Raw genomic sequence first — 3,496 nt, 5'->3', positions numbered from 1 at the left:
CATTAACTCAAGTAAATATTAAAGATATTCTTGATGGCTTAAGCGATATCACGTATGTCTCTGTAAATGGAGAAGCAATTGAAGATATCGAAGCAATCACACTGAAACCAGGTGACGTACTTGTTGCGAACGCAAGTTACACTGTGACACAAGATGACGTGGAGAATGGCAAAATCGTCAACGTTGCGACTGTGACTGGTGAAGATCCGAAAGGAAATACTTCAACAGATGAAGACACTGTGACAATTGTCGGAACACAAGACTCTCAATTAACATTAGAGAAGACAAGCGACACTAAAGAGATTACAGAAGTCGGTCAAGTGATTACTTATAACTTTAAAGTGACAAACAACGGTAACGTCACACTTAAAAACATTGTGTTAGATGACCCAATGCTCGGTGGCAGTGTTGAGTTAGATAAAACAACACTAACACCAGGTGAATCAATCACAGTTTCTAAAGAATACACTGTGACTCAAGAAGACCTAAACAATGGCGAAATTATAAACGTAGCTACTGTAACAGGTGAAACACCTAAAGGTGAAACACCTAAAGACGAAGATAAGATTACTATTCCAGGTAAAAACTCTCCTAACATCACCCTTAAAAAAGAAAGTGATGTTAAGGAAGTTGAAAAAGTGGGTGACGTAGTAAACTATACATTCACTATCACAAACAACGGAAATGTAGACTTGCACAGAGTGATTCTGAATGACCCAATGCTCGGTGGAAACATAGAGCTTGAGTCAACTGATCTAAAAGTTGGAGAAAGCATCAAAGTTTCAGTTCAACATAAAGTCACAGAAGAGCAATTAAAATATGCAACAATCACAAACAAAGCGATTGCTTCTGGGTTATCACCTAACAACGAACTTGTGTACGAGGTTGATGATGTAGTAATCAATACTACACTACCAGTTGTTGAACCAAAACCAGAAGGTGATATCACTAAAGAAGTTAACGGCAAAGGCGGATACAGAGTTGCAGACAATGGTGAAACATTCACTTTTGATATCAAAACACTTCTTAAAGAAGGGCAAGATATTGAAACTCTAACAATATTAGATGAGATTGATGAACGTCTAGAAATCGAATCTGTAGATGTGACAATTGGTGAAGATACAGTAATCGAATCATCATCAGACGACATCAAGAAACTCGATTCAAAAAAAGCTGAATTAGAATCTAATATGACAGTCCTTGAAAGTGAACTTGAAGCATTAGAAGCAACGCTTGTACAAGCAAAAGAAAAAGTAACTGAAGAAGTAATTGAAGAACCTACTGAAGAAGTAGAAGTGACAGAGCCTACTGAAGTAGAATCACAAGAACCAATTGTGGAAGAAGAAGTTACAGAACCTACTCCTAAAGAACAGCAAGAGCCTGCAACTGAAGAATCTGAAGAAGTTTCAGAACCTAAAGGTGCTAAGCCAATAAATACTGAAGAAATCGAAGCAGCAATCGAAGAATTGAAAGTAAAAATCAATGAACTGAAAGCTGAAATCGAAGACATCGATGTGCAAATTAATGAGCTAGAAGCTAACAACATCGTTCTCAAAGCTGGAAGTATTTCAGAACACGGTAAGTTAGTACAAAATGGTCAAACAGTTGAATTTAAAGTTACTAACAAAGAAGTACTTAAAGCACTTGAAGGTCAAACAATCAAGATGACAATCAAAGCTAAATTCAAAACAATTGACGATGATGCACTAGCTAATGGAGTTGAAAACACTGCAACTGTTACTTTCGGTGATAAACCAAACGATACAAATAAAGTCGTTGTTTACCCAATCAAGAAAGAGGAACCAACTCCAGAAGAACCTGAAATTCCTGAAGAGCCTAAAGAGCCTGAAGAGCCAGAAGAGCCAGTTGAACCGACTCCTGAGCCTGAAAAACCAGAGGTTCCTGAAAAACCAGAGGTTCCTGAAAAACCTGAAGTTCCGGTTAAACCGACTCCTGAGCCAACACCGCCACCAACTAAGGAAGTACCTAAAGTAACTCCTCCAGTTGAAAAGGCACCAGAAACACCTGCTCAACCAAAAGTTGAAGAGAAAGAAAAATTACCTAAGACTGGTGAAGCACACAACACGAATTACGCAGGAGTAATTGCATTAGCACTTGCAGGAACATTCATGCTTCTCATCTCTAGAAGAAGAAAATCTGAGAGATAATAATCCACAAAAATGGCCTAGACAATTTGTCTAGGCCTCATTTTTATTTTCAATGGATTTGTATAGTATTGTTTGAATGAAGAAAACAATAAAACTAAGTAATAATACAGAACCACCAACAATATAAAGCATTAATGAAAATGTCGTACTAGATAGTACGTTATTCATATACATTCCAATTGTAAGTCCAAATGCTCCAATGATCGCTGACCATACATGAACTTTCTCTAAGACACTATACTTATTAACAAACACTTTATAGTAAACAGACCAACTAAATAACGTAAGCCAACCTACAACTAGTACATGAGCGTGAATAGGTCTCATTGCATAATCGCCAGCACCCGCCATATGTGATCCCATAAATGCACCAATTAAACCAAATAATCCTGCACTAACTAATAATATTTTCGAAGGTTTATGCACCTTAATTTCCCCTAAACTCTTGTTTATATAGATTATATAAATTCAATATGAATAGAGTATGAACGCGTGCAACATATATTACACCGGATAAGCTACTTAATTTACTGCTTACGAAATATTCAACTTTATTAAAGATAAATACCCTGTACTAAATGTAACAAAGGAGGGACGTCATATGAAAACCGAACTAATATTAGACCACTCTTTACCAGATAATGTAGTAAAAATTTATTCAAAAGATGCTCAGCTAGGGGCACGCATTTTATCTTATATCGATCACTTCACCACTGATCTAGAAAACTTGGCCATAGGTTCAGAAGACGGTGTGATTATTATAAAGATAATGGATATCGTCTCTGCAACGATTTACGACAAATCTTTAACCATTTATACAAAAGAAGATGAAATCAAGACATCAAAAACTTTATCTGCACTTATGAAAGAATTAGATTCAAAAACCTTTTTACAAGTTTCAAAATCGGAGATGTTAAATATCCACATGATTAAACGAGTAGAGCCATCGTTCTCGGGAAATCTTGTTGCAAGAATGATATATGGGGATAAAGTAATTATTTCAAGAAGGTATGTTTCAAAATTAAAGGAAAGGTTAGGAATTTAATGATTAAAAGTCTAATCAAAACAGTATCACAATCAGTCTGGATTGCTTCAGCTTTAATCGGCATTGCATCAATATTATTTTATACAAAAGTCCCTACGATTATTGCTATAGTAGTACAGCTCGTTGTTGGTATCACTGCATTTACAATCGTAGCAATCATGAATCATTGGATAACGATGACCATTACAGATATTTTATTATATGCCGGTGCTATACTAGCAATCATGATTATTATCCAATTGATTTATATCTTGTATCATTGAATGATAGTAAACAAATCAAC

General features: G+C 35.8%; 3 protein-coding genes. 2 read left to right on the top strand and 1 reads right to left on the bottom strand.

Annotated features, from left to right (window positions below; all coding sequences use genetic code 11):
• On the top strand, positions 1 to 2,168 hold a 2,168-nt coding region (locus tag TJ68_RS08145; protein ID WP_148449652.1), incomplete at its 5' end, for a DUF7507 domain-containing protein.
• A gap of 30 nt (positions 2,169 to 2,198) precedes the next feature.
• Here TJ68_RS08145 and TJ68_RS04510 read toward each other — a convergent pair.
• Positions 2,199 to 2,594, bottom strand: a complete 396-nt coding sequence (locus TJ68_RS04510) for a hypothetical protein (RefSeq protein WP_040928978.1) — start codon at positions 2,592 to 2,594, stop codon at positions 2,199 to 2,201.
• A gap of 175 nt (positions 2,595 to 2,769) precedes the next feature.
• Here TJ68_RS04510 and TJ68_RS04505 point away from each other — a divergent pair, with 175 nt between their 5' ends.
• Complete coding sequence (locus tag TJ68_RS04505) at positions 2,770 to 3,213, top strand: LytTR family DNA-binding domain-containing protein (RefSeq protein WP_052327308.1); 444 nt, start codon at positions 2,770 to 2,772, stop codon at positions 3,211 to 3,213.
• The last annotated feature ends 283 nt before the right edge of the window (positions 3,214 to 3,496 follow it).

The sequence above is a fragment of the Nosocomiicoccus massiliensis genome (assembly GCF_000438455.1).
GTDB classification, from domain to species: Bacteria; Bacillota; Bacilli; order Staphylococcales; family Salinicoccaceae; genus Nosocomiicoccus; species Nosocomiicoccus massiliensis.
The sequence above is the reverse complement of the archived record's forward strand: the minus strand, read 5'-3'. Positions and strand labels throughout refer to the sequence as shown.

What these genes read in the sequence shown, in the direction of transcription:
- TJ68_RS04505 (WP_052327308.1), top strand. Translation starts at nt 2,770, where the DNA reads ATGAAAACCGAACTAATATTAGACCACTCTTTACCAGATAATGTAGTA.